21 protein-coding genes and 1 pseudogene are annotated in these 24,311 nt (G+C 70.4%); 12 read left to right on the forward strand and 10 right to left on the reverse strand.

The features are described 5' to 3' along the window. The first annotated feature begins 58 nt into the window (after positions 1 to 58). A complete protein-coding gene (locus O3W51_RS02535) occupies positions 59 to 1,147 on the forward strand; it encodes a hypothetical protein (protein ID WP_244808962.1) in 1,089 nt (362 codons plus the stop codon). Between the two features lie 45 nt (positions 1,148 to 1,192). Here O3W51_RS02535 and O3W51_RS02540 read toward each other — a convergent pair whose 3' ends face one another. Further along, positions 1,193 to 2,092, reverse strand: a complete 900-nt coding sequence (locus O3W51_RS02540; protein ID WP_138351545.1) for a LysR family transcriptional regulator — start codon at positions 2,090 to 2,092, stop codon at positions 1,193 to 1,195. Positions 2,093 to 2,310: 218 nt separating this feature from the next. On the opposite strand from O3W51_RS02540, the pseudogene O3W51_RS02545 reads away from it, so the two are divergent. Next, positions 2,311 to 3,419, forward strand: a pseudogene (locus tag O3W51_RS02545) (M20 family metallopeptidase). A 26-nt stretch (positions 3,420 to 3,445) separates the two neighbouring features. Continuing rightward, positions 3,446 to 4,174: a DUF6585 family protein gene (locus O3W51_RS02550; RefSeq protein ID WP_138351546.1), complete on the forward strand. Its 729-nt coding sequence runs from the start codon at positions 3,446 to 3,448 to the stop codon at positions 4,172 to 4,174. 44 nt (positions 4,175 to 4,218) lie between these two features. On the opposite strand, the gene O3W51_RS02555 is transcribed toward O3W51_RS02550, so the two are convergent. Further along, positions 4,219 to 5,475 (reverse strand): YncE family protein, encoded by a 1,257-nt coding sequence (locus O3W51_RS02555; RefSeq protein WP_138351547.1) that lies wholly within the window; start codon positions 5,473 to 5,475, stop codon positions 4,219 to 4,221. 250 nt (positions 5,476 to 5,725) lie between these two features. On the opposite strand from O3W51_RS02555, the gene O3W51_RS02560 reads away from it, so the two are divergent. Both O3W51_RS02560 and O3W51_RS02565 read left to right on the forward strand, forming a co-directional pair. Next, on the forward strand, positions 5,726 to 6,970 hold the full coding sequence (locus tag O3W51_RS02560; RefSeq protein ID WP_203218420.1) for a helix-turn-helix domain-containing protein: 1,245 nt from the start codon (positions 5,726 to 5,728) through the stop codon (positions 6,968 to 6,970). 124 nt (positions 6,971 to 7,094) lie between these two features. Continuing rightward, positions 7,095 to 8,129 carry a cation diffusion facilitator family transporter gene (locus tag O3W51_RS02565; RefSeq protein WP_138351549.1) on the forward strand — a complete coding sequence of 345 codons (1,035 nt, stop codon included), beginning with the start codon at positions 7,095 to 7,097 and terminating at the stop codon, positions 8,127 to 8,129. A 28-nt stretch (positions 8,130 to 8,157) separates the two neighbouring features. On the opposite strand, the gene O3W51_RS02570 is transcribed toward O3W51_RS02565, so the two are convergent. Further along, positions 8,158 to 8,565: a DUF2690 domain-containing protein gene (locus O3W51_RS02570; RefSeq protein ID WP_138351550.1), complete on the reverse strand. Its 408-nt coding sequence runs from the start codon at positions 8,563 to 8,565 to the stop codon at positions 8,158 to 8,160. A 266-nt stretch (positions 8,566 to 8,831) separates the two neighbouring features. Here O3W51_RS02570 and O3W51_RS02575 point away from each other — a divergent pair, with 266 nt between their 5' ends. After that, the gene (locus O3W51_RS02575) at positions 8,832 to 9,818 is read left to right on the forward strand and encodes an NAD-dependent epimerase/dehydratase family protein (protein WP_138351551.1); all 987 of its coding nucleotides are present in this window, start codon (positions 8,832 to 8,834) and stop codon (positions 9,816 to 9,818) included. A gap of 126 nt (positions 9,819 to 9,944) precedes the next feature. Next, the gene (locus O3W51_RS02580) at positions 9,945 to 12,464 is read left to right on the forward strand and encodes an FtsX-like permease family protein (RefSeq protein WP_187144721.1); all 2,520 of its coding nucleotides are present in this window, start codon (positions 9,945 to 9,947) and stop codon (positions 12,462 to 12,464) included. 195 nt (positions 12,465 to 12,659) lie between these two features. On the opposite strand, the gene O3W51_RS02585 is transcribed toward O3W51_RS02580, so the two are convergent. Together O3W51_RS02585 and O3W51_RS02590 are read right to left on the reverse strand one after the other, a co-directional pair. Continuing rightward, on the reverse strand, positions 12,660 to 13,025 hold the full coding sequence (locus O3W51_RS02585; protein ID WP_138351553.1) for a chaplin: 366 nt from the start codon (positions 13,023 to 13,025) through the stop codon (positions 12,660 to 12,662). 281 nt (positions 13,026 to 13,306) lie between these two features. Further along, complete coding sequence (locus O3W51_RS02590; protein WP_138351554.1) at positions 13,307 to 14,173, reverse strand: LysR substrate-binding domain-containing protein; 867 nt, start codon at positions 14,171 to 14,173, stop codon at positions 13,307 to 13,309. Between the two features lie 175 nt (positions 14,174 to 14,348). Here O3W51_RS02590 and O3W51_RS02595 point away from each other — a divergent pair, with 175 nt between their 5' ends. Further along, positions 14,349 to 15,242 (forward strand): MBL fold metallo-hydrolase, encoded by an 894-nt coding sequence (locus tag O3W51_RS02595; protein WP_138351555.1) that lies wholly within the window; start codon positions 14,349 to 14,351, stop codon positions 15,240 to 15,242. Between the two features lie 30 nt (positions 15,243 to 15,272). Here O3W51_RS02595 and O3W51_RS02600 read toward each other — a convergent pair whose 3' ends face one another. Continuing rightward, positions 15,273 to 16,334: an alpha/beta hydrolase family protein gene (locus tag O3W51_RS02600; RefSeq protein WP_138351556.1), complete on the reverse strand. Its 1,062-nt coding sequence runs from the start codon at positions 16,332 to 16,334 to the stop codon at positions 15,273 to 15,275. A 116-nt stretch (positions 16,335 to 16,450) separates the two neighbouring features. Here O3W51_RS02600 and O3W51_RS02605 point away from each other — a divergent pair, with 116 nt between their 5' ends. The 3 genes from O3W51_RS02605 to O3W51_RS02615 all read left to right on the forward strand — a co-directional run bounded on the left by O3W51_RS02605 (position 16,451) and on the right by O3W51_RS02615 (position 18,672). Beyond that, positions 16,451 to 17,077 (forward strand): GNAT family N-acetyltransferase, encoded by a 627-nt coding sequence (locus O3W51_RS02605; RefSeq protein ID WP_138351557.1) that lies wholly within the window; start codon positions 16,451 to 16,453, stop codon positions 17,075 to 17,077. A gap of 89 nt (positions 17,078 to 17,166) precedes the next feature. Beyond that, entirely contained in the window at positions 17,167 to 17,985 is an 819-nt protein-coding gene (locus tag O3W51_RS02610; protein WP_138351629.1) for a PaaX family transcriptional regulator C-terminal domain-containing protein, read from the forward strand. 69 nt (positions 17,986 to 18,054) lie between these two features. After that, on the forward strand, positions 18,055 to 18,672 hold the full coding sequence (locus O3W51_RS02615) for a hypothetical protein (RefSeq protein ID WP_138351558.1): 618 nt from the start codon (positions 18,055 to 18,057) through the stop codon (positions 18,670 to 18,672). Positions 18,673 to 18,730: 58 nt separating this feature from the next. Here the strand turns inward: O3W51_RS02615 and O3W51_RS02620 are convergent, their stop codons facing one another. Together O3W51_RS02620 and O3W51_RS02625 are read right to left on the reverse strand one after the other, a co-directional pair. Next, positions 18,731 to 18,952 carry a hypothetical protein gene (locus O3W51_RS02620; protein WP_138351559.1) on the reverse strand — a complete coding sequence of 74 codons (222 nt, stop codon included), beginning with the start codon at positions 18,950 to 18,952 and terminating at the stop codon, positions 18,731 to 18,733. 9 nt (positions 18,953 to 18,961) lie between these two features. Beyond that, on the reverse strand, positions 18,962 to 19,429 hold the full coding sequence (locus tag O3W51_RS02625; protein WP_138351560.1) for a PaaI family thioesterase: 468 nt from the start codon (positions 19,427 to 19,429) through the stop codon (positions 18,962 to 18,964). A gap of 155 nt (positions 19,430 to 19,584) precedes the next feature. Between O3W51_RS02625 and O3W51_RS02630 the strand changes: the two genes are divergently transcribed. After that, positions 19,585 to 20,517: a GNAT family N-acetyltransferase gene (locus tag O3W51_RS02630; RefSeq protein WP_269283416.1), complete on the forward strand. Its 933-nt coding sequence runs from the start codon at positions 19,585 to 19,587 to the stop codon at positions 20,515 to 20,517. Between the two features lie 56 nt (positions 20,518 to 20,573). Here the strand turns inward: O3W51_RS02630 and O3W51_RS02635 are convergent, their stop codons facing one another. Further along, positions 20,574 to 22,118, reverse strand: a complete 1,545-nt coding sequence (locus O3W51_RS02635; protein ID WP_138351562.1) for an ABC transporter substrate-binding protein — start codon at positions 22,116 to 22,118, stop codon at positions 20,574 to 20,576. Next, entirely contained in the window at positions 22,115 to 24,205 is a 2,091-nt protein-coding gene (locus O3W51_RS02640) for a hypothetical protein (RefSeq protein WP_269283420.1), read from the reverse strand. The genes O3W51_RS02635 and O3W51_RS02640 overlap by 4 nt, the downstream gene beginning before the upstream one ends. Positions 24,206 to 24,311: the final 106 nt, after the last annotated feature.

Raw genomic sequence — 24,311 nt, forward strand, 5'->3', positions numbered from 1 at the left:
TGCCGGCGGTCCGCGGAAAGATCTTTCGGTGTATGCCGGTTCACGGCACAATCGCTCCGTGACGATCACTGAAACCCCCGGTCCCCATCGCGCAGGACCGGTCGCCCTGGTCCGCGGATTCCTGGCCGCCGGGGTGGCCGGTGCCGCGGTGGCGTGCGTCGTCGTCGGGATCGTGATCGGGAACGTGGCCCTGTGGTGTGTCGGCGGCGGGCTCCTCGTTCTGACGGTCGTGGTCATGACCGTCGCGGGGCGGTTGAAGCGTGCGCGGACGCCACCTCAGGAGAAGCGCCGGGCGCTGGCCATGATCGAGAGCCGGCGCGCCACCAGCGGTGAGTCGGCGGACGTTCCGATCAGGTTCGTCCTGACGGTGGCGCCGGACGACCGGGCCGCCTACCGGGTCGAGTTCTCCCAGCCGATCAACCTGGTCGACGTTCCCGACTACCGGCCGCGCGGCATCGTGGTGGTCGAATACCCCGCCGACGAACCATGGGCTGTCAGGATCATCACCGAACCGGACCAGGAGTGGGCGGCCAGGGCGGCGGAGGCGTTGCTCGACTCCGCGCCCGAGTCCAGTCTGGTGAAGGATCCGACCAAGTGGGGTTCGTGCTGCCTGATCGGCGTCGCGGGGATTCTCATCGGTGCGGCGATCGTCGTTCTGCTGTTCCGCGCGGAACTGTTCCGCGATGAGGGCGGGGACGGGGTGAAGTCCGCTGGAACGGGCAGCTCTTCGTCCTCCACGACCACCTCCTCGTCGAGCACGACGACCGCACAGACCTCGGAGTCGATGCTGCAGGACGGACGGATGCGCCGTACCGCCGACGCGATGATCGCGGCCCACTCGCCGATGGCCGTCGAATTCACCATCGAGGACCACCGGATGTCGGCCCGCGGCGTCGGCCCGGCTGATGCGACCGCTGCTCACCCACCCATCGACCTGCGGACCCTGCCGTACGAACGGCTCCCCGGCCTGGTCCACGAGGCGCGCACCACGCTCGGGATCAGCGACGCCGGCACCTGGCACATCGATGTCGACCACGACCCGAAGACCAAGGCGTTGCTCATCCGTGTGACGGTAACGGACGCTCACCGGTCGGCCTTCCTGCTCGCGGACGCGCTGGGCCGGGTCACCCAGCGCGGCGGCCGCTGACCAGGGGCTCTGACGCGGGGCCTCCGACGTCCGGTCGGGCGGCTCTCAGCGGGTGGCGGCTCCGCCCGCGATCTCGTGCAGCTGATCCCGCAGGGTGAGCGCCGCGGGCAGCGGGGCGGCGGGTAGCGCGGTGTGGATGGTCCGGCGGGGGAGAGGGCTGTCGAGCGGGCGCAGTACGAGTTCGGCCGGGACTGCCCACGCGGCCAGCGCAGGGACCAGCGCGACGCCCAGGCCGGCGGCGGCGTAGCCGAACTTCCCGGTCCACTCGGCGATTCTGATGAGCTTCCGGGGAGTGAAACCCGCCCGGGCACAGGCGTCGTCGAGGAGGGTGGGCCGGCCGGCGGGTGGGTCCTGGAGCCACGTCTCGTCGCGCAGGTCGCGCAGGTCGATCGTCGCGGTCGCGGCCAGCCGGTGCTCGCGGGGGAGAACGACGAGCAGCTCGTCCTGCAGCAGTTGGGTCGTCGTAACGCCCTCGGCCGTCGGGAGGCCGGACGGGTAGTCGCTGACCACGGCAAGGTCGAGAGCTCCGTCCGCGAGGCGCTGCACCAACGCGTTGCTGCGGCCTTCCACGGCGATGACTTCGATGTCGGGCCGTGCCTGATGGAACGCCCGCAGGGCGGCGGGCACCAGGGAGATGTTCGCGGTCGCGAACGCACCAACACGCAGCGTCCCGCCGTGCCCCGCGTGGATGGCGGCGACCTCCCGTTCCGCCCGCGCCAGGCGATCGAGCACGTCCACTGCGTGGCGATGCAGCGCGTGGCCTGCGGGGTTCAGCCGTACACCACGGGGGAGCCGCTCGAACAGCGGCCCGCCCGCCCGCTGTTCGAGCGTGGCGATCCGGCGGGACACCGCGGATTGTGTGTAGCTGAGCCGGACCGCGGCCTGGGTGAACGACCCCGTGTCGGCGACGGTGACAAGCAGACGCAGTGCGTCGATCTCAAACACATTCCCCCCATGCATGGCTGCGATGCATTGTAGTCGCTGGTGGAATGCCTTGCCCCGTCCTAACGTCACATCCGTGGCCGTGGTCGCGTCCGTCGGACCGGAACGCAGCGATACCGCCACTCCTGAGATCACATCCGAGGAGGCAGCGTGCTGTTGTTACTGCGGGTCGAGATGGAGCCGGGCCGGTGACCGCGGGAGCGGTGACCGAGCTGACGGCGATGCTGGCCGACCTGGAGGAACTCGTCGTCTGTGAGTCCTTCTCCGCCGACCATGCGGCTCTGGCCCGCAGCGCCGAAGTGGTCGGCGCGCTGGGCGCACGGCTGCTGGGCGTCGAGCCGGAGCGGATCGTGATCGAGGGCGTGACACACCTGCGATGGGTGTTCGGCACGCCGCGGGTGCTGCTGGTGGGGCATCACGACACGGTGTGGCCGACGGGGTCGCTGCGAAGCCATCCCTGGTCGGTGGTGGACGGGTTGGCCAGGGGCCGGGGGTCCTGGACATGAAGGCAGGGCTGGTGCAGATGTTCCACGCATTGGCGTCGCTGCCGTCCCTGGAGGGTGTGTGCGTGCTGGTCAACGGCGACGAGGAAGTGGGATCGCCGACCTCGCGGGAGCTGATCGAGCAGTCCGCGCGTGGGTGCGCGGCCGCGTTCGTCCTGGAGGCTTCCGCGAAGGAACAGGGTGCGCTGAAGACGGCCCGCAAGGGCACGTCACGCTACGAGGTGGTGGTGCACGGCAAGGCCGCGCACGCCGGTCGGGAGCCGCACAAGGGAGTCAACGCCGCGGTCGAGGCGGCCCACCAGGTCCTGGCCATCGCTGACTTGGCGGCCTCCGTCAATGGGTCCGGCGTGAGTAATGCCGGCTCCGCCCTGGGAGCCGCGACCATCACGCCCACGCTCCTCTCGGCCGGCAGCACCCTGAACACGGTGCCCGCGCTCGCGAAGATATCGGTGGACGTCCGGGTGCCGAGTCCGGAGGCGCAGGACCGGACGGACGCTCTGATGCGGGGGCTGACCGCCAGAACGGACGGGGCGCGGCTGGAGGTGCTGGGCGGCAGGAGACGACCACCCATGGAACCGGAGTCGTCAGCCGAGCTGTTCGCCCTCGCCGCGAGAGTCACCACGGAACTGGGTCAGGAGCCACTGCGGGGGATCGCCGTCGGCGGTGCGTCGGACGGCAATTACACCGCGGGCGTGGGCTGCCCCACGCTGGACGGCCTCGGCGGTGTCGGCAGCGGCGCCCACGCGGACTCCGAACACGTCGTGGTCGACCGGATCATTCCCCGCACCCGGCTGCTGGCCCAACTGATCGCGCGGAAACAGCGATGATCCCTGAGCGATCGAAGAAGACGTCCATGACAGCAGCGAACACTCTGCCGCCCGAAGCCCGCGAACTGGCAGCGCAGCATCATCTCGGCGCGCTGCAGGGCTCGTTCACCCCCAAGCCGATCGGCAAGGGGCTCGTTGCGCTCCACCTCTTCGCGACCGTCAACCTCCTGGCGATGTTCGTGATCCCGGGCCTGCTGTACTACTGGTGGTTGAGCCGGCTGCCGAACTTCAGCCGCAGACAGGCGGCGAAGCGTCTGCACTTGTTCGAGCACGGACTCATCGTCCACCCGCAGTTCGGCGACGGCATCGTCGCCCTCCGCTGGGAGTCCGTCCGGCTCTACCAGAACATCACCCAGACGTTCATCAACGGTGTTCCCGGCCCCACCACCTACACCTACTCCGCGGTCGGCCCGGGCAGGACGAGCGCGACGATCACCGAGTTCTACGACGGCCCCCAGACCTGGGGGCCGTGGATGCAGAACGCCGTGGTCCGCGCCCAGGGCCAGGCAGCCCTCGAAGCGGTCCTCGAGGGCGGGACCGTGAACTTCGGTTCGTTCACGCTCTCCCGCACGGGCCTGGGCGCCCGTGCCAAGGGCCAGCTGCCCTGGTCCCATGTCCAGGAATGCCGCGTCACCGCAGGCAGGGTTCATGTCATGAGGACGGGAGCAGCCACCCCCTGGTCCAGTGACCCGGTCGGCGACGTCGCGAACCTCCACCTCTTCCTCACCCTCGCCGCCAACCTCGCCCCGGAGTGACCGACCCGCGGCAGCCACCTCCGCCGCATCGTCGTCCCGTACCGTCAGCCGGTGGCCGGTCCGGTCCAGTCGGCGGCCACGTGGCCGAGGCGGACGCGCTGCGGGTGGTAGCCGACGGGGACGGAGAGGATCTTCTGTCCGGTGGCGAAGTCGATCGCGGTGATCTGGTTCGCTCCGCTCTCGGAGATGATGCAGGACTTGCCGTCCCCGCTCAGCGTGGCCCAGTACGGTTTCGACGCCGGAATGAGCGGGCCCTCCTGCAGTGTCGTCCGGTCGACGACCGTCGCGTAGTCGTCCACGGTGCCGGCGACGCAGAGCTTGGCACCGTCCGGACTCATCGACAGGCCGTGGTCGCGGGAGTCGTTGGGCCAGGTGGTCCGGTCCGGATCGGTGGCCGGGTTCTCCGGCAGGGTCTTGACCCGGGTGATCGTGTCCGTGGCGACCGAGTACTCGACGAAGCCGTTGAAGAAGGACACCTGGAAGTACAGCTTCGACCAGTCCGGGGAGAACGCCACCGGGCGGACGGCATTGGAGAGGTCCGAGCGGCCGAACGCGTTGAGGCGGGCCCGCATGTCGATGGTCCGGATCGGCCGGTAGGTGGCGCCGTCGACGACGGTGATGTGCCGGTCGCCCTTGGTCCAGTCCCACAGTGGGGCGTCGAGGTTCGTCTGGACCTCACCGATCGACATGTTCCACAGATACTTTCCGTCCTCGGTGAAGACGTTCTCGTGCGGCTTGTCGCCGGTCGGGAACGAGCCGAGCTGCCGGCCGGTCTGGATGTCGATCACAAAGGCTGCGTTCGCCAGGGAGGCGGAGACGACGACGCGGCGGCCGTCGGGGGAGAGCGCCATGTGGTCGGATCGGTAACCAGCGACCCCGTAGCGCCAGTTGACCTTCCCCGTGGCGAGGTCGAGCGAGACCACGTCCCCGAAGCTGGGTCGGGAGACGACCACGGACTTTCCGTCCGGCGTTGTGTACATGTCGTCGACGTACTGGTCGTGGCCCTCGCCGGGGCCTTGCTGGATGGCGAGGTAGATGGCGAGCCGTACCGGGTTGAGGTAGATCTCGGTGAGCCGCTGGACCTTGTCGGGGATCACGTTGATGTGCCCGACCTTCGCGAACGTGCCGGTGGAGCGGACCACATCGGCGGTGCCGTCCCAGTTGTTGCCGACGAACAGCACCTCCTTGAGGGGGTCGGCGGCTCTGGGCTCGGCGCCGGCCGGAGCGGTGCACAGGGCGGCGAGGGCCAGGGTTGCGGCGAGCAGCACGAGGGAAGTCCTCGGGCGCTTGACTGCGGTCATGGAAACTCCGGGGGTCGGATGCATCGAACGGGGGCTGGATGACCGGGAGTTCACAGCGGCCCGGGCGGAGACGGCGCGGCGCCGTGCCGGACGGCGGGGTCTCCAGCACGGCACACCGGTGTTACTTTTCGGTAGTCCAAAGGAAACCAAGGCGGCTCGCACCACCGATAGGCAGCGGTCCCCAATGACCTGGCCTTCGGTTGTGAATCGGCACCAAGCGTCCCTGGATACCGGGCGGAGGCGGTAAGACGTGGTGGCTGAACCGGGTCGTAGCGCTCTCACCGCGGTGTTCCGGGCCATGGCAGGCGACCCGGCCGTCGTCGACGAGGTCGTCGCGGCGGCGCGTGCCGAGTCCGCTGAGGTGGCCAGGCTTCCGCCCGCGGAGAACCGGCGGCACGTCGAGGTGATGCTGGCTGCCGGGCTGGCCGCATTCGTACGACCCGGGCAACCCGGCGATCCGGAACGCGGACCGGAACGCGGACCGGAGCTCGGACCCGACTCCGGCCCCGAGATCCACCCCCAGGTCCGGCCGGATGTCGATCCGGACTTCGAGGCGGCCGCCCTGCTGGGTGCCGACCGGGCCGCGCAGGGCGTGCCGATCACCGCCCTGCTGCGCGGCGTCCAGGCGGGCCGCAGCCGCGCGGTGCAGATCGCCATGGAACGGGCCCGGGCGGCAGGCGTGCCCGCGGAGCTCATGCTGGAGGTTCTGCTGGAGTCGGACCGCTACACCGGCGCGCTGGAGATTCACGTCATCACCGGCTACCACGATGCCGAGTTGGAGCTGGCCCGTACGGCGCGCGACGCCCGCACCCAGGTGTTGCGCCGGCTGCTGCTCGACGACGCCCGCACGCTGACCGCCGACGAGCTGGCCGAGACCGGGCTGCAACCGCACGGGCAGTACCACTGTGTCGTGTCGGATGTGACCGACCCGCTGCGCGCCCGCGCTATGGAGCGGCAGCTCGCGACCAACCCCGGCCTGTTCGGCCTGGTCGACGGCAAGCTGACCGGAATCGCCGGCCGGCTCCCCGCGTCCGGACCGCCCGACGCCCAGGCGCTGGTGGTGGTCGCACCGCAGGCCCCGCTGGACCGGATCCGCCCCCTGTACGCACTGTGCCTGAACGCTCTTGGAGCCGCGGAAGAGCTCGGCCTGCGCGGCCTGCACCACGTCACCGACCTCGCCGGGCAGAGCGCGCTGTCCACCCAGCCGGCCATGGCGGACCTACTGAGCCGGACCCTCCTCGGAGCCCTCGACCCGGCGGATTCCTTCCACCGGCAACTCGCGGCGACCGTGCTCGCCTACCTCGATCACGGGCAGCGCTTCGACCGCACCGCGACGGCCCTGCACGTCCACCCGAACACCATCCGCTACCGGCTCACCCGCTTCGAGGAAACCGTCGGGACGTCGCTGGAGGCCGTCACCGTGGAGAGCCGGGCGGCCGTCATGGACACCCTGCACTGGTGGTGGGCGCTGCGGACCTGGCTCGGACCGCCCTGACGCGGCTCCCGTGGGTCTCCGACCGGTGACGGCGCGTCACCGGACGGAGCCGGGTGTGCGGGTGTTCCATCGGTCGGTACGGGTAGGCGAAGCCGACAGTAGCGATCGGGAGGGCAGTCCGCTGATGACACAGCAGTCCGAGAAAGCGGCCGGGTCCCGGTCGGAAGAGGACAGCAAAACCAAGGTCACGATCATCATGGCGCTCGGTGCCAATCTGGTCATCGCCGTCGCCAAGGCCGTCGGAGGGCTCTTCGCGGGATCTCCCGCCCTGCTGTCCGAGGCCGCCCACTCGGTGGCGGACAGCATGAACGAGGTCTTCCTGCTGGCCTCGCTCAAGCGCAGCAAGCGTGCCCCGGACAACGAGCACCCGTTCGGCTACGGCAAGGACCGGTTCTTCTGGTCGCTGCTCGCCGCGGTCGGAATCTTCACGATGGGTGGCTGCTTCTCGGTCTTCCAGGGTGTCGAAGCGCTGCATTCGAGCGGTGAGGAGAGCCGTTCCGGCTATCTGGTGGGACTCGGCGTCCTGGTCGTCGCGCTGCTCGCCGAGGGGGCGTCGCTGGCGAAGGCGCTGCTGCAGGTGCGCGGGCAGGCCCGCGAGGCGGGCCGGGGCCTGCTGCAGCAGATCCGGGTGGCCGACGATCCGGCGCTGCGGACAGTCATGGCCGAGGACGGCACCGCCGTGATCGGTGTGTTGCTGGCCATCGCCGGAATGGCGCTGCACATGGCCACCGGGCAGGTGCAGTGGGAGGCCGGCGCGTCCCTGGCCATCGGCGTTCTGCTCATCTACGTCGCCTACCGGCTCGGCAAGGACGCCCGAGGGCAGCTGATCGGTGAGGCCGTCGATCCCGGGCTGCAACTGCGGATACGGTCCTTCCTGGCAGAACAGCCCGAGATCGACGCCGTCACCTCGCTGCTGACCATGCGGCTGGGCATGGACTCCACACTGGTCGCCGCGCGGGTGGACCTGGTGGGCGGGCTGGACAGCGAGGAGGTCGAGGAGATCTCCGGGCGGATCAAGAGCGAGATGCGGGAGAAGTGGCCGACGGCCGACCACGTCTTCCTCGACATCACCCACGCCTCGGACCAGGACCGCTCCCGGGCCGGCCGGGACCGGGAGATCCTCGACGGGGCGGCCACGGAACACCCCGCAGGTCACTGAGGGGCCCGGGGGACTCCAGTCCGGTGCCCTAGTACCAGCCGGTGCAGATGACCGTGCCGTTGTAGCCGCAGGCCCTCATGACGTAACCGGCGTCGTTGAAGGCGGGTGTGAACGTGCCTGTGCCGGACCGCAGGTACGTCATCCCCATCGGGCCCGTCCACGTCGCTCCGCCGTTGGACGACCGGTCCACCCACACCTGGTTGCCCAGCTTCGACCGGCTGATCCGACCCCACGCGCAGCGGGTGGACGCGTTGTAGCGCAGCTCGATGATCATGTTTCCGTTGTGTGCGGTCTTCTTGCTCACCGCGCTGCTCGTGTCGCACACCACCGGTGCGCTCGATGCCGCGTCGGCGGCGGGGGCCAGGGTGAGCAACCCGCCCCCGATGAGGGCGATGGCACCGATTCCGGCGGCGATCCGGCGCTTGAACACTGACATCCGCGGTCCTCTCGACAGGTTGTCGGATCAGGCCGGCACAGCCCGGATCCCACAGTGATGACCCCCGCAACAGGGGACGAACGGGATAAGCCTCTCCTATCGGGAGCTTGTTGCGCGGTGATTGCGCCGCGTGTCACCCGCCCGAGCCACAGCGGACTCCGCCCCGCCCGGGACCTCGCTACGAGGGCCGCTCCGCTCTCGGCGAACCTCTCAGCTGTCGGTGAAGTGGGGGCGCGCGGGGTCGCCGTCGGTGTTTGAGTGGGCGGATGGAGATCCTGGTATTGGGTGGAACGGCATGGCTGGGGCGCGAGGTCTCGCGACTGGCGCTGGAGCGTGGGCACCGGGTGACGTGCCTGGCCCGCGGGGAGAGCGGCCAAGTCGCCGAGGGCGCGACCCTGGTGGCCGCGGACCGGCGCGACGCGTCGGCCTACGAGATTCTGGCGGGCCAGGACTGGGACGCCGTGGTCGAGGTGTCCTGGCAGCCGGGCTTCGTCCGTGGGGCGCTGACGGCACTCGGCGAGCGGGCGGGGCACTGGTCGTACGTGTCGTCGGTCAGTGCGTACGCGTCGCATGCGCAGCCGGACGCGGACGAGTCGGCCGAGTTGCTCCCGGCTGCCGAGGGGGACGAAGTCGGGCGTGAGGAGTACGGGGAAGCCAAGGTGGCGTGCGAGCAGGCCTCGACGGCCGCGGTGGGGGGCCGGCTCCTCATCGCCCGGGCAGGACTGATCGGCGGCCCCGGTGACCACAGCGGCCGCACCGGGTACTGGGTCGGGCGGGCGGCCCGCGAACCGTTGGCTCCGATGCTCGTACCCGATTCCCCCGGGATCCCGACGCAGGCGGTCGACGCCCGGGACCTCGCGGCATGGCTGCTCGACTGCGCGGAGAAGAGGACGACCGGGACGTACAACGCGGTCGGACCGATCGTGCCCTTCGGGGAGTGGATCGCGCTGTCACGGGAGATCGGCGGGCACACCGGCCGGGTGGTGAAAGCCGATCCCGGCTGGCTGCTCGCGCAGAAGGTCGGCGAGTTCATGGGTCCGGAGTCACTCGCGATGTGGATGACCGACCAGGACTGGCTCGGCTTCAGCGCTCGCAACGGCGACGCGGCGAGCGCGGCCGGCCTGCGACACCGGCCTCGGGCCGAGCTGCTGGCGGACACCTTGCGCTGGGAGCGCCAGGAGGGTCTGGACCGGCCGCGCCGGGCCGGGTTGAGCAGCGAGCGGGAGCGGGAACTGCTCGACGCTCTGGGGTGAGTGGGGCCCGGTTACCCTGGTGGGACGGGAGCGGCCGACGCTCCCGAACCACGGGGGTGGGTAGCTGTGCTGCGTGTGACGTTGGCCGGACTCAGGGCGTACAAAGTACGGCTGTTGCTGTCATCGGTGTCGATAGTGCTCGGGGTCGCGTTCATCGCGGGCACGTTCATGATGACCGACTCGATCCATCAGGTTTTCGACCACAGCTACGCCCGTGCCGCGGAGAACGTGGACGCGGCCGTGCAACCGTCGGACGCCGCGAAGCAGCGGCTCGCGGCACAGCCCGGTGTCACGGTCCTCACCCCGGAAGTGCTGAACGCCGTGCGCCGTGTCGACGGGGTGGCCGCGGTGGCCGGGCGGCTCAAGGCGCCGGCACCGATGCGGGACATCGACGGGCAGGTGATGACGACCGACGGGATCGCCGGCAGCGCGCTGGCGATCCCGGACGACGTCGCACTCAGCGGCGGCACGGTCGTCGAGGGAACACCGCCGCACCGGCCCGATGAGGCGGTGGTCGACAAGGACACCGTCGCGGAACGGCATCTGACGATCGGTCAGGATGTTCAGGTCGTCGCGCACGATCAGCAGGTGCGGCGGTTCCGGCTGGTCGGGGTCATGGAGTTCGGGGTGGACAACCGGGCCAACGGCTTCACGGTCGTGGGCCTGCAGCCCGGCGTGGCATTGTCCGTCACCGGGCATACCGGCTACGACCAGATCGATGTACGTGCCGCCGCCGGGGTCTCGCAGTCCCAACTGGCAGAGCGCATCCGTGCGGTGCTCGGTCCGTCCGCCGACCTCTCGGTCCTGACCGGGCAGCAGTTCACCCGGGCCACGCTGCTGCACCGCGCGAAGATCGCCGGAAACCTCCCGCAGATCCTCCTGGTCTTCAGCGTCACGGCCCTGCTCGTCGCGGCGTTCGTCATCTACAACACGTTCACGATCCTGGTCACCCAGCGGATGCGGCAACTGGCGTTGCTGCGCTGTGTGGGCGCGACCCGGAACCAGGTGTTCGTCAGCACCCTGCTGGAGGCGGCGGTGGTCGGGTTGCTCGCCTCGGTGGCGGGACTCTTCGCGGGGATCGGCATAGCGGCGGGGCTGCGGTCCGTGGTCAGTGCCCTGTCCACCGCCACGGTGCCCGCGGGCGGTGTCGTGGTGCACAGCACCACGGTTGTCGCCGCCCTGACAGCCGGGATCGTCGTGACGGTGGTCGCCGCGGCGGTACCGGCGCGCGCCGCGACGACGGTGGCGCCGATATCCGCCGTACGCCAACAGCCGGACACGACTGCTTCCCACGGCCGGGTCGGCGCGTTGCGGCTCTGGACGGCGACCGTGCTGGGCTTCACAGGGATGGCCGTCATCGCGATCGGCACCCGCTCGACGGATCTTTACGCCGGCATCAAGGTGATCGGTACGGGGTGCGCGTTGGTCTTCCTCGCGGTCCTGGCGATCGGGCCGGACGTCGTGGGACCACTGACGCGGATCCTGGGCTGGCTGCCGGCCAAATTGCTCGGCACCCCGGCGAAACTGGCGGCCGCCAATGCGCGGCGCAACCCGCGGCGGACCGCGACGACGATGGCGGCGCTCTCCGTCGGCGTCATGCTGATGAGTCTGTTCACCGTGATCCAGGATTCGGCCATGGTCACCCAGTCGCAGTGGATCGAGTCCCACAATCCTTACGACTACTCGGTCGACCCGCTCGCCGGTTCCGACCAGAGTGTGCCGTTCGCCGTGGCGGCGGAGCTGCGCAAGAAACCTCAACTGGCCCATGTCGCCGCGGTCGACGGTACGAAGACCGATGTGAACGGGCGGCCGTCGGATGTGGGTGCCGTCGAATCGAGCGCCTACGGCTCGCTCTTCCGGCCGAACGTGCGCAACGGCTCCCTCGCCGACTTCACCGCCGGCACGGCCGCCGTCTCCAACGAGCTCGCCGCCACGCTGCACCTGAAGCTCGGTGACACGGTGAAGGTCGCGACCCCGCGGGCCGGCACGGTCGCGGCCCGGCTCACCCTGATCTACCAGGTCTACACCGGGCACGGAATCGACTGGTTCGACGTCCTCCTGCCCCGCGACGACTTCCTCCGCGGCTTCGCACCCGCCGGTGACAGCCAAGTGCGGATCCTGGCCAGGGAAGGCGTGAACATCGTCGAATCGCGCACGGCCGTCCAGGACGTCGTCTCCGCGCTCCAGCTGCTCCACATCGGCAGTCTCGCGGAGAAGAAATCGGACCTGTCCGGCAGTGCGCAGTCGACCCTGACCCTGTTCACCGTGATGCTGGCCATGGCGATCGTGATAGCCGTCCTCGGCATCGCCAACACCCTTTCCCTGTCAGCCGTGGAACGCTCCCGGGAGTCCGCACTGCTGCGCGCCCTGGGGCTCTCGCGCGGCGGGATGATGAAGATGCTCTGGGTGGAGGCCGTGCTGACGGCCCTGCTGGGCACCCTCATCGGGCTGCTGCTCGGGGTGTCGTTCGCCGGGGCGTTCGAGCATCTCATCGGCCACAGCCAGGGCGGCGCCGTACTCAGCGTCCCGATCGCGAAGCTGGTCGCGTATGCGCTGATCGCCACGGGGGCGAGCCTGTGTGCGGCCCTGCTGCCGGGCAGCCGTGCCGCGCGTGCGTCGGTGGTGGCGGCGTTGGCGGACGCCTGATTTCCGTGCCGACGTCGCTTTTTTGGGGAGCCGCGGCGGACAGCGCCTCATGCAGAGGATGCGCGGGAATGCCGATGCCGATGGGTCCGGCGGTCGTCCGGCGGGCCCATCGGCATCTTCTGATCAGCGTGTGCCCTGTGGCGAGCCGAACCTTCCTCGGGGGGATGTCCGGCACACCGTCGAGCAGGCCGCGAATCAGTGGTCGCAGTCGTCCTTGCCGCCGTGACCCTTGCTGCCCTGCTGTCCGCTCTCGTGGTGGGTGCCCTGCGGGCGGCCGTGGGTGTCGCCGCCGCGGCCGTCGTCGCCGGTCATGTGGTGATCCGAGGAGTTCTCACAGGTGTTGCCGAACGCGGGGTTCAGCAGACCGATCACGTTGACCGTGTTGCCACAGAGGTTGACCGGGATGTGCACGGGCACCTGGATCAGATTGCCGGACAGGACACCGGGCGAACCGACGGCCGCCCCGTGCGCACCCGCGTCGGCGGAGGCCATGCCCGCACCGGCGAACAGGGCGGATCCCATGACGGCGATGACCGTAGTGGCCTTGGTGAAACGCGACATCAACAACTCCTTGTGGAGGAAGTGCCGCACGGGTTGCGGCACATACCCCACGATCAACACCACACATTCACCACGAAAACCGCCCCAACACGCCGACTTTGCACGGACGAGAACGGCATCTCACCGCAACGGAGCACGCGACCCCCGCCGTTGCCGGAAGACCAGCACGTTCCATGGGGGACGCAAGCGAAAGCCCGCTGCATGATCATCGCGTTCGCGATCGATCAAGGGAGCGGCCGGGAGTAGCCGGGCCGAGTTGCCTGCCGACGGCAGTTTGCGGTTCAGGCCGGTCGGTAGACGGTTGCGGCGAGGTGGACGAAGGAGCGGATCAACGGGTTGGTGTCGCTGCTGTTCCAGGCGATGACGAGATCGCTGGACGGCATGTCGATCAAGGGCACGGAGGTCAGGCCCTCGGGGAGGGCGTGGGCGAGTGGCGCCAGTCCCACGGCGCCGTCCCACAGGACGGACTGCAGGCACTCGTGCACGGTGCGCACGACCGTCCCGTCCCGTCGGTGGGCGGTGGCCGGCGGGCCGTTCCAGAAGGCCCGCCACGCGGGATCGGTCCCTTCGGGCAGCTGGAACCATCGCCGGTCCGCGAGATCGTCCGGTCGCAGGCTCTCACGGTCGGCGAGCGGGTCGTCGGTTCGCAGGACCACGCCGACAGGGTCGGAGCGCAGCACGCGGACCGTGATGCCGGTGTCGTCGAAGGGTGCCCGGGTCAGGGCCACGTCCACCAGGCCGGCCCGCAGTCCGGCGGTCGGGTCGGTGAAGTCGGCCTCGCGGATGCGGACCCGGGCGCTGGGGTGGCGTTTCCGGTAGGCGGCGGCCAGCCGGGTGTCGACCTGTTCGGCGCTGTCGGCGAGGGTCCCGATGGTGAGGGTGGCGGTGCCGCCCGCGGCCGCTACCCGGTTACGGAGCTGTTCGACCTGGGACAGCAGGGTGCGTGTCTCGTCGTAGAGCACGGCCCCGGCGTCGGTGAGCGAGACACCGGTGGGGGTGCGGTGCAGCAGTGCGCAGCCGAGATCGGACTCCAGTTGCTGGACGGCCCGGCTCAGGGGTGGCTGGGTCATGTGCAGTCGTGCGGCGGCCCGGCCGAAGTGGAGCTCTTCGGCGACCGCCACGAAGTAGCGCAGCGTCCGCAAGTCCATGAACAGCAACGATACCCGCTCAGTATCGGCGGGCAGGAATCGGTCTTGGACACCTGGCGCATCCCGCGGCTGACTGGGACCACGGGGCCTGCCACGACAGGCACCGGACGGACCGCCGGGTGTCGTCACGGCACTGCCGGCTCGGTTCGATCGCCGACAAGACCCAGGAGCCACGATGGCCGAACACGTCCTGCAGGACCCCGTCGTACAGGTCACGGAGGTGCGGGAACTCGCCCGTGACCTGGTGGTCATCCCGGATCGGCGGGTCCAGCTCGTCCCGAACATCGGCATCATCGGCGGTCAGGAATCCGTTCTGGTCGTCGAGACGGGCCTGGGCCCCGCCAATGCCGCGAAGGTGCTGGAGTTCGCGGCGGACTACGCCAGGGGCCGCCGGCTGTTCCTGACCACGACGCACTTCCACCCCGAGCACTCCTTCGGGGCACAGGTCTTCGCCGGCGAGGCGACGTTCCTGGTCAACCGGGCCCAGGCCGAGGACCTGAAGGTGAAGGGCGCCGGCTATCTGGAGATGTTCAAGGGGCTCGGGGAGCCGGTGGCGCGCCGGCTGCGGGGAGTCGAACCGGTGGAACCCGATGTCGTCTACGACGAGGCGTACGACCTGGACCTGGGAGGCCGGGTGGTCCAGCTGCGGGCCACCGGGCGGGCGCACAGCAAGGGGGATCAGGTGGTGAGAGTGCCGGACGCCGATGTCCTGTTCACGGGCGACCTCGTGGAGGCCGGCCAGTTCGCCATCTTCCCGTGGTTCCCGCCGTACGACGCCGACGTCTCGGGCACCCGCTGGCTTGCCGTGATGCAGCGGCTGGCCGCCGAGGGCGCGAAGGTCGTGGTTCCCGGTCACGGTGACGTCGGCGGGCCGCAACTGCTGGCGGACGTCCGCGACTATCTGCGGCTCCTGCGCGACGAGACGTGGATCCGCCGCGATTCCGCCGTCGGCGAGCAGACGATCATCGACGAGATATCGGCGCTGATGATCGAGCGGCACCCGGACTGGGCCGGTCAGGAGTGGATCGAGAAGGGCGTCAGCTGCCTCTGCTCGGAACATCCCGCGTGAGACACGGCCGCGACCGGCGGGAGGCGCGGATCACCGGGCCGTCCCGCCGGGGGCGCGGAGCTCCCGCAGGAACTGCCGTTGGTCGTCGAGGAAGCCGTCCGCGAAGAGGGATCGCGGGGCGAAGAGGGCGGTGAGGGTGATCCTGAGGTCCGACTCCTCGACGGAGTGCTTGACCAGCGAGTGATTCGCGTCGGCGTAGTGCTGGACGGTGAGCCGGCCGGCGGGCGCCAGCACGGCGCGGTAGACGGACTCCGTGTCGGCGGTGTCCACATTGACGTCCTGGCCCGCGAGGGCGAGCAGCACCGGTATGCCGCGCAGTGCGGGCAGATCGGCTGTCGCGTCCGAGGTGTAGTTCCTGGTGATGAACCCCCAGCGGCCGGCGGTCATCGCGTCCGGGCCGCCCATGGTCCGCACGTACTCCTCGAAGGTCGCCCGCCGTTCCAGCAGGCGGCGTGTGGTGTCGCTCCTGACGGTCTCCCGCTGGATGCGCGCGGGGGTGGCGCCTTCCGCGCGCAGTTCGGCGAGGAGGTTGAAGCGGCCCTGCCGCAGCCAGTTGATCGCGGGGGAGAGGGCGATGACGAAGGCCACGGCTGTCCGCGCGGCGATCTTCGGGAGCACCCAGCCGGCCTGGCTGGCACCCCACAGCCCGATCCGCCCGGTGTCGATGTCCGGACGGGAGCGGGCCCAGGCGATGGCGGCCGCGGCCTCGTCCGCCCGGTCGTCCATCGACTGGCCGAGCCAGTCCCCGGGCGTGCCGCCGACGCCGGGCTTGTCCCAGGACAGGGAGGCGTAGCCGCTGCGCGCGTACGCCTCCCACAGGGGTTCGTACCCGCCTTCGTGGGTGGCATCGACGGGACCGTCGCCGTGGACGAACACGACCAGCCCGTGCCGGGTGCGGCCGTCCCGGGGCGTGCTGAGGACGCCGCTGAGCGTATGGCCGCCCTGGCGGACGACGACACGGTGCTCGTCCATGTCGTAGGAGTTCTGCCACAGCACCACGCCGCCGAGACCCGCGGCCACCAGCAGCACCGCGACGAGCGACCAGACGGCTGCGCGCAGCCGTCGACGTGGGGGCGTGTTCCCTGACCGCATGAATTGCCTCCTGGGTATCGAACGAGATCATAACTATCGCATAAGATACGATCGTGAGAAGGATGATAGATACAGAGGGTCGGCGATGACGATGACGACAGGGGTGCGGGGACGACATGGGAGCTGATGCGCGGACAGGAATCGTGGTCCGGCGGGGGGTTGCCGCCGGCTCGGAGCGGCGGGCGGCCGAGCTGTACTGGGAAGCGTTCGGCCGCAAGCTCGGCCCCGCGCTGAACCCGCAGGACCGGGCGGTGCGGTTCATCGCGGACCACCTGAACGCCGACCGTGCCGTGTGCGCGTACCTCGACGGGCGGCTCGTGGGTCTCGCCGGCTATCAGCACGGCGGCCGGGCGCTCACCGGGGGAACGGCCTGGGACGTCCTGCGCGCATACGGCGTCCTCAAGGGCCTCAGGGGGGTGCTGATCCTCGCCCTGTTCGAACGCCGGCCCACGGACTCCGGTCAGCTCGTCATGGACGGCATCGCCGTGGACTCCCAGGTCAGAAGCCGGGGCGTCGGCAGCCTCCTCATCGAGGAGGTGGCCGCAGTGGCGGCGGAGCGCGGCTGCCGCGAGATCAGGCTGGACGTGATCGACACCAATCCGCGCGCCAGGGAACTGTACGAGCGGCGGAGCTTCTCGGTCGTCCGGACCGAACACACACCCTACTTGCGCTCGCTCCTCGGCTTCGGCTCCGTGGCCACCATGCTGCGCGCCGTCCCGGCCTGTCAGGATGGGACACCGTGACCGATCATCAGCCGCCGCCGTCCCCGTCGCACCGCACCGGGCCCCCGCCCGACGCCGGGGCGGCCGGACCCGTCGAGGTCCCGACCCGCATGCTCGTCGACGCGTTGCTCCGCGAGGACGGCACCGTGGACGCCGGCGAACTGTACGACGTCGCCGGCGCACTCGCCATGAGCGACCAACAGGTACGGCTGTGCATCAAGCGGCTCGTCGCCGAGGGCGCCTTCACCCACGAAGGCCGTGGCCGCAAGGCACTGCTGCGGGCCACCGCCGACACCGTCCGCGCGATCGCACCCGACATCGAGTTCGTCCGCTACGCCTTCCAGCAGGACGCCGGGCTCGCGCCCTGGGGCGGCACCTGGCACCTGGCCGCCTTCGCGGTACCCGAAGCGTCCCGTACGGCCAGGGACGCCCTGCGGGAAGCGCTCCTGCGCCTGGGCGGAGCGGTCCTGCAGGGCGGCCTGTACGTCAGCGCGAACGCGTGGGAGCCCTACGTCGAGGACGAAGCCCGCCGCCTCGGCGTGCTCGACCGCGTCACCTTTCTCACCTCGAACGACCTGCGCAGGGGCGACCTGCGGGAACCCGTCGCACTCGCCCGTGAACTCTGGCCCCAGCAGACCATCGCCGACCGCTACCACCGCCTCGGCGCGGTGGCCAGGCCCCGGCTGGAGCGTCTCAACGACCCGGTGGAACTCACCGCACCCGAACTGCTCACCATCGCGGTGGAGATCGCCGCGGAGTTCACCCGCGCCATGGAACCCGACCCGCTGCTCCCACCGGAGCTGTTGCCGCAGCCTTGGGCCGGCAGCCAGGCCAGAGAACTCGTCGCCCGCTGCTGGTCGTTGCTCCGTGAACGGGACCGCGGCGAGGCCGGGCCGCGGATCTTCCGGCTCTACGGGGACGTCACCTGAGAGCTTCAGGCGCGTTGCTGAGTGCCGGCAGGGCGGCCCGGGTACGTGCGATCGGTAGTCTCGCCCGGTATGGGACTGGACATCAACGTGATGATCGCCGCCTGGTCATGGCTGGGGGAGGCGCCGCCCCAGGAGCGGTTGTCGCGGTTGAGGGATGGCTGGTACGCCGACGAGACAGGGCTGTGGGACCACGGGGCGCCGGCGGTCGAGGGCGACTGGGTGCGGCCGGGCGGGCCCGACGCTGCCTTCTTCGCCGTCCATGAGTTCCGGCGCACCTGCGGCTCGTTCAAGGCGCACTTCTGGGCGGGGCAGCGGTGGGAGTCCGTGCGTGACCATGCCGATCCACTGCTGCGGACCGGGTTGGACGCCCTGCTGCTCGGCTTGATCTGGGAGGGGCCGGACGGTGCGGCGCAGCACACGGATCCGGGGTTCTTCCCCGACGACCCGGGCATCACCTATGGCCTGCTGCTCGCCCGGTCACCGGAGAGCGTGCGGGAGCTGGCCGTGACCTGGGAGCAGGTACGGCCCCGGCTCGGCGGGTTGCGCGCGGCCTTCTCCGAGCATGCCGCCGCTCCCGAGGCCTGGGTCGGCGACTTCGACGCGTTCACCGACCTGTTGGAGGACTGGGGCCGCGTCCTCGCCGAGGCCGCCCGGCGGGGCTGGGGCGTGGTGGGGCTCAGCGAATAGGGCCGGGCGCCCCCACCACCGGGAGCATCGCCCGACAGGACCTGTCGGTCACCGGTCGTCAGGCGTAGAAGCTGCGCTGCCAGCGGTGCTTGGCGAGCACGGCGAGCTGGTCGGCGGTGTGGCCGTCCGTGCCGGCGGCGGTGTGTCCGCTGACCTGGAGGTGGGCGATCAAGTGGTCGCCGAGGTCGGTCCAGACCCTGGTGCGGATGTCGTAGGCGAAGCCGTGCGCGGCGGCGGGTGGCGGAGCGCTGCCGGGCCGGGCGGCCCGGGTCGGAGTCACCGATCCCTGTCAGCCCGTTGTGGGACTGCGGCGGATGCTCCAGCTGAACGTGCCCCGGCACACCAGGGTTCCCGCCGCATCGGTGACGTCGGCGACGGTGGTGATGCGGGCCCGGGTCGCCTTGCCCGACAGCACCGGTCGCAGCACACGGCGGGCCTCGGCGTCGAGCCGGCAGGACGCCAGGAGCTTGCCGCGGGCCGGCGCCCGGAAGTCGAGTGACGCGGTCGCCCCGAGCGGAACGACGTGCTGGAAATCGTCCGCGGCCTCGCACGCGGCGATGATCGCCGCCAGCCCCGCGGCGTCGACGAGCGTGATGAGACCGCTGGAGTGCAGGGAACCGATGACGCTCGTCATCTCCGGCAGCGTCACCATGGCGACCTCGGCGGCGCCGTCGGCGGCGCGCAGGACTTCGAGCCCCGCCGCCCGGTGGGCCGGTATCGGTTCCAGCAGCGCGCGAGCCAATGTCGTGACGTCCACGGGCGCAGCGTGACAGCGCGGGTGAACGCGGGAGTGGCCGCAGCCCCAACATCGCGCGAAAGAAGGTGGTCCGGGACCGGTTGCGCGCTATAGGTTCGCCGGGCGGCATCGATCACCGCGCCGCCCACCGCGCCCCCGAACGGACAAGGCTCCCTGTGACGCTCATTCGCATCGCCCGCGCCGATGAACTCCCCGCCCTGGTCGAGCATCCCGGTGATGCCGAGCGTAACGCCGCGACCCGCGAGTATCTCGGCGGGCTCCTCGACAGCGGGTGCACGCGGCCGCAGTGGTGCCTGGTCGCCGAGGGCGGCGACGGGCAGCCGGCCGGCAGCGCGGTGCTGTGGACCATACCGGGCCACGACGTCCCCCTCGCGATGGTGCTGTTCGAAGCGCCTGAGGGCTCACCCGAGACAGGCACGGCACTGCTCGACGCGGTGGCCGCGCAGGCCAGGGAGCTCGGAGCGACCGAACTGGAACACGTCCTGGACTCGCCCGCCCAGGCCCCGCAGTTCCAGCGCGACCCCCAGCGCCGGGAGGAGCTCCTGCGGGGCGCGGGGTTCGAGCTCATCCGTGACGGGCTGCGCTTTCGCCGCACGCTTTCCGGGGAGCTGCCCGCGGATGACGACCGGCTGGACTTCCGTTCGCTCGCCGTCATCGGCCGGGAGCCGTTCATCGACGCACTGGAGGAGCTCCTCGCGGACACCGCTGATGCGCGCCTGGCAGCCGACGTGGCGAAACACGGGCTGCGGCCCGCGGCCGAGCTGCTCTTCGAGGAGACCTCCGGGCTGCGGCACGAACCGGAGTGGTGGGAGGTCGGCTACGCCGCGGACGGCACTCCTGCCGTGGTCAGCCTGCCGGCCGAGAACCCCAGCGTGCCGGTGATCGGATTCGTCGGCGTCACACCGGCCCACCGGGGCAAGGGGTACGCGGCCTCGGTCGTCAACCGGAGCACCCGCATTCTCGCGGCGAACGGCGCGACCGAGATCCGTGGCGACTGCGACCGGGCCAATGTGGCCATGGCCAAGGCGTTCCGGAGCGCCGGGTACGAGAACTTCGCAGGCCGGCTGGAGTTCAGCCGCGCGCTCTGATCCCGCATGGCGCTCACGGCCCCCGCCCGGAGCCGTGGACTGCTCGGCAGGACCGCTCAGCCGCCGGTGCGGATCGAGCAGTTGGCGTCCGGGGCGCGACCGGCGGGCCAGGCCAGCCGGTCGAAGGCGGCGGACTTGGTCACCGGGTCCAGATGCACGATGGCGACCGCCTTGTTGTAGGGGTTGCCGTACTGGTCCAGGCAGATCCAGCCGCCGGCGCCGTTGACGCGGTTGCCGCCGTGCAGCCGGAGCCAGCTGTTGGCCACCTCGTCCAGGGTGGGCATCTCCACCTTGCCCACGGTGTCGTTGCGGATGCCGCTGATGGCCGTGGTGACGGAGTCGTACGTGATGATGGTGCGCGAGTCCGAAAGCGAGGTCCGGCCGATGCCGGTGGCCGAGGTGTTGCCGAACAGCGTGGCGAGATCGGCGAGTTCCTTGTACGCCCTCCTGGAGCCGCCCGGCGTCTCGGGACCGTCGCCGCTCCAGGAGTCGGGGTGCGCGAGGGCGGCATAGCGGACGGTGATTCCGGAGCCCGCGGTGAGCGAGCCCCACTGGTCCTGGAACTTGGTGTCCACGGTCAGGGTGGAGGCGTGCGAACCGCTGATGACCGTGTAGTGCTTGGCGCAGTTGCGGCGTCCGAGCTCGATGAGGAACTGCCGCAGCTGCACCGGACGCCCGGCGAAGTAGATGGTCTTGGCGTCGGAGGAGCAGATGTCCGGGACCATCTGGTGGAAGTCGTTGGAGAGGTTGCCCTCGTCGTTGAAGTCGGCGGGTGACCGGAAGGTCTCCGGAGCGTGCGGTGCGCCCTTGGCGAGCTTCTCGAAGGCCTGGCGCAGGGTCGTGAGGTAGTTGTCGTCCTGCCGGACGTCCTCCACCACCATGGTCTCGGCGGGTTTGATGTCCGATCCGAAGGAGCCCAGGGCGGCTGCCTGGTCGGAGTTGCTGGGCGCCACGCGGGCCAGGCCGGGGTAGGCGTGCGGGCGGGCGGCGCTGTTCATGATGTCGTCCGCGGTCATGGGCCCGGCGACCACCGGAATGCCCTTGCCCGCGGTGAGGAAGGCGATGGCCTTCTCGGTCTCCTTGAGGCTGATGTTGATGCCCGTGACGGCGCGGAGGTTCTCGGTCGGTGAGGCGGCGGCGTCGGCGAGCTGCTGGGCCACCGGCTCCCAGAACTCGTAGTTGCGGCCCGGGTTCGCGAGCAGCAGCCGGATGGGCGGCCGCTGCCCGTTGGCCTGGTGGTTGGCGCGGTACTGGGCGAGATAGGCGCCCTGGACCTGCTCGGTGAACTCGTGCTGCTCGGCCGGGTTGTCGGAGATCATCGGGATCATCAGGGCGACGGTGGCCGGCGACTTGTCGGCGATGCTGTCGTTCTCGGCCTTGATGCGCCCGAAGACCGGAGCCAGCGCTTCGGTGAAGTGGAAGCCTCCGTCGGTGACCCCGGTGCATTCGCTCTTCGTGCCGCGCTTCTCGACGCCGTGCGCGCAACCCGTGTCATCCGTCACCAGCCAGGCCACGAGGAAGTAGCCGCCCAGGCCGAGTACGACGGCCGCGGCACCGAGTACCAGGGCGCGGTAGAGCCTTCCGTCGGGCAGTAGCTTCATGTGCCGGACACTCCGTAGGTCTGCAGGTTGGGCGCCTGGGTCCAGTGGTGCAGTTCTTGCGGCCACTCCTCATGGGCACGGAAGAAGATCTTCTGAGCCTCCGGCCCGCTGTTCTGGGCGACGGTGAGCAGTTGCAGCCCGATGCTGTTGATCGCGGCAGCCGTGGGGATCGACAGCGGCTGGGACAGGTGCCACAGCTGGTTCACGAGGAGCCGGACGGCCTGGTGGACGGGATGATCGGCTTCGGCCGCGCAGCCCGGACACGGCACGGTGTCGTCGGCGGGGGCGGGCAGGGTGTCCGGGGGAGCGGGTGCCGCGCAGACGAGGTTCAGGGCGGACAGCCACCCCGTGGCGTCCTGCTCGGTGAACCGCCGGTGCAGACAGCGCACGACGAGGTCCGTCTCGCCCAGCGCGAGCGAGTGGTGCAGATAGCGCGTGTCGGGGCGATGGGCGGCACCGCCCTGGTCGTACGGGTCGTACAGGGACCGGCAGCGCCGGTGGATGGTCTTCCACGGCTCGGCGCCGGGGACCCGGCCGGTGCGGGCACTCAGTTCGTGCAGCAGCAGAAGCCGCAGGGGGGCGTCGCCGACGAACGGTCCCTCGACACCGGCCCAGGGCACGTGGGACCACTGGTTGTCGCGCAGATGGGCCAGCGCCTCCTGGACCGGGACACCGCCCGGGTCCTGCGGCGGGTAGACCGTGCTGAGCCGGTACGCGGCCGTGTCGTCCAGCGCCGGCGCGTAGTAGGTGAGCCGCTCGCGGGCCACCTCGTCCGGGATCAACCCCTCCAGCAGCCTGCCGTTCACGGACGGTCCCGGGTCGGCGGCGGCCGGAATGTCGAGGAGCCCCACGAGGCTGATGTCCTCGCGCAGCCGGACACGTCGCGCGACGGCCTGGACCAGACGGTGGGCGACGCCCGCCCGCCCGCCGCTGAGGCGCAGGATGAGCCGGGCGGCACCCGGTGGCGGGTGGTCCTCCTCGAACATGTCCTTGACCTCGTCGAGATCCAGTTGCGCCAGCCGCAGCGGCACGATCCAGTCGGCCGCCGCGTTCGGCCGGTCCTCCTGCCAGAAGGACCGGATCACGCGCCGTGTCGACGGCGCTGTGTCGTCGTCCCGCACCGGCGCGACCTCCTGCAACGCCGTGGCGACGACGACCGGCCGCATCACCCTGCGGGACCCGGCCGCCTCCTCGTGCCACACCCGCACCAGCTCGTCCAGGAACACCCGGCCCAGCGGGCTGTGGACGTTGTCCAGGAGCAGCAGCGGACGCGGCACGCCGTTGGCCACCTGCAGGAAGCCGTAGTGGTCCGCGATGTCCGCAAGCAGCGCGGCGATCAGGAACCGTTCGGCCAGCTGCCGGTCCTCCGCGTCACCGCGGAACTTCATCGCCAGTTCCGTCAGCTGGTCGTGGGCATCGCCCTGCTGCGCCACCTGTCGGCTCGCCCACCACGTCAGACCGCCCCGGTGCGCGCGCGGGCTGAACAGCTCGGCGGCGACGATCCGCAGCAGGGCCCGCACCATCGCGTCCATCCCCGCGGGCAGCGGCAGCGGGCCGACCGCCTGGATGACCTCGTCGACCCAGGCCGCGGCCTTGTCCCTGCGCCTTTGCTGGTCGGGCTGGCTCGCTCTGAGCAGTTCCGCGAGCCGCCGCTTCGCTGCGGCCAGTTCCTCCGGCCGTACCGCGTGCCCGGGGTTGTCGGCGCTCTCCGCCTGCCACCCGCTCACCGCGAGGAGTCCCTGCGTCAGCCGGGGGAAAGACATCTTCTTGCCGAATTCCGCGGGTTTCCGGCTCAGCCGGAAATTGAGATAGAAGAGCAGATCAGACGTACGGGAGGCATTCGCCGTGGTGTCCTCGGCCAATGCGGCGAGTCCCGGTTGGCCGAAATCGATCGCCGCGAGATCCGCGTGTGCCTGGGGTATGCGCTGTGCGTACTGTTCCGCGAGGGCCGCAAGAGTGGCGCTCTTGCCCGAGCCCCGCCCGCCGACGCATCTGATCAGCAGCGGATGACCCCGGCGTGGTGGGTCGATGCGCCCCGTGCCGCTCGGCTTGAGCCCGACCAGCGAGGGCACCACGGTTTCCAGCAAGACCGTCCCCCCGTACAGCCTCGACATGATCCCCCCGGTCGCCCGCCTCAATGGTGCGCAGCAGCATTGACAGGAGAATAGGCGACCTGGCCAAGGCCCGTAGTTC

Source organism: Streptomyces sp. H39-C1 (genome assembly GCF_027158125.1).
GTDB lineage: Bacteria > Actinomycetota > Actinomycetes > Streptomycetales > Streptomycetaceae > Actinacidiphila > Actinacidiphila fildesensis.

Excerpts from the sequence above, each read along its gene's own strand:
- O3W51_RS02550 (WP_138351546.1), top strand. The coding sequence starts at position 3,446 with ATGACAGCAGCGAACACTCTGCCGCCCGAAGCCCGCGAACTGGCAGCG.
- O3W51_RS02605 (WP_138351557.1), top strand. The coding sequence starts at position 16,451 with ATGGGAGCTGATGCGCGGACAGGAATCGTGGTCCGGCGGGGGGTTGCC.
- O3W51_RS02555 (WP_138351547.1), bottom strand. The coding sequence starts at position 5,475 with ATGACCGCAGTCAAGCGCCCGAGGACTTCCCTCGTGCTGCTCGCCGCA.
- O3W51_RS02635 (WP_138351562.1), bottom strand. The coding sequence starts at position 22,118 with ATGAAGCTACTGCCCGACGGAAGGCTCTACCGCGCCCTGGTACTCGGT.
- O3W51_RS02600 (WP_138351556.1), bottom strand. The coding sequence starts at position 16,334 with ATGCGGTCAGGGAACACGCCCCCACGTCGACGGCTGCGCGCAGCCGTC.
- O3W51_RS02570 (WP_138351550.1), bottom strand. The coding sequence starts at position 8,565 with ATGTCAGTGTTCAAGCGCCGGATCGCCGCCGGAATCGGTGCCATCGCC.
- O3W51_RS02595 (WP_138351555.1), top strand. The coding sequence starts at position 14,349 with ATGGCCGAACACGTCCTGCAGGACCCCGTCGTACAGGTCACGGAGGTG.
- O3W51_RS02590 (WP_138351554.1), bottom strand. The coding sequence starts at position 14,173 with ATGGACTTGCGGACGCTGCGCTACTTCGTGGCGGTCGCCGAAGAGCTC.
- O3W51_RS02585 (WP_138351553.1), bottom strand. The coding sequence starts at position 13,025 with ATGTCGCGTTTCACCAAGGCCACTACGGTCATCGCCGTCATGGGATCC.
- O3W51_RS02610 (WP_138351629.1), top strand. The coding sequence starts at position 17,167 with ATGCTCGTCGACGCGTTGCTCCGCGAGGACGGCACCGTGGACGCCGGC.
- O3W51_RS02565 (WP_138351549.1), top strand. The coding sequence starts at position 7,095 with ATGACACAGCAGTCCGAGAAAGCGGCCGGGTCCCGGTCGGAAGAGGAC.
- O3W51_RS02575 (WP_138351551.1), top strand. The coding sequence starts at position 8,832 with ATGGAGATCCTGGTATTGGGTGGAACGGCATGGCTGGGGCGCGAGGTC.
- O3W51_RS02615 (WP_138351558.1), top strand. The coding sequence starts at position 18,055 with ATGGGACTGGACATCAACGTGATGATCGCCGCCTGGTCATGGCTGGGG.